This window comes from Mesorhizobium sp. M1C.F.Ca.ET.210.01.1.1 (assembly GCF_004791585.1).
In the GTDB taxonomy this organism is placed as follows: Bacteria; Pseudomonadota; Alphaproteobacteria; order Rhizobiales; family Rhizobiaceae; genus Mesorhizobium.
In genome coordinates this window covers 1-383 of record NZ_SRUU01000128.1, presented here as the reverse complement: position 1 = coordinate 383, position 383 = coordinate 1, and the positions used below count along the sequence as shown (strand labels likewise).

Annotated in this window: 1 protein-coding gene; it reads left to right on the top strand. The window is 59.3% G+C overall.

What is annotated here, in order from left to right; genetic code table 11:
• Nucleotides 1–332: peroxiredoxin (locus tag EN853_RS33225; RefSeq protein WP_135861352.1), on the top strand; the 332-nt coding region annotated here is incomplete at its 5' end.
• Nucleotides 333–383 lie beyond the last annotated feature (51 nt).

Below are 383 nucleotides of genomic sequence, written 5' to 3'. Positions count from 1 at the left end.
GCACGCAAGAGGCGATCAGCTTCTCACAACTGAAGCCGGAATTCGAGAAGGCCGGCGCCGTCGTCATTGGCCTGTCGCCCGACAGCGCCAAGAAACACGACAAGTTCAAGTCGAAATACGATCTCACCATCGATCTTGCCGCCGACGAGGAGCGCAAGGTGATCGAGGCCTACCATCTGTGGGTCGAGAAATCGATGTATGGCCGCAAATACATGGGTGTCGAGCGCGCGACGTTCCTGATCGGACGCGACGGACGGATCGCCAGGATTTGGCGCAAGGTCCGCGTCAAGGGCCATGCCGAGGCCGTGCTGGAAGCCGTTCGCGCGCTCTGAACGTCGCCAAAGCCCACCAAAGCAATCGACAATTATGACGCTACTCGTCAG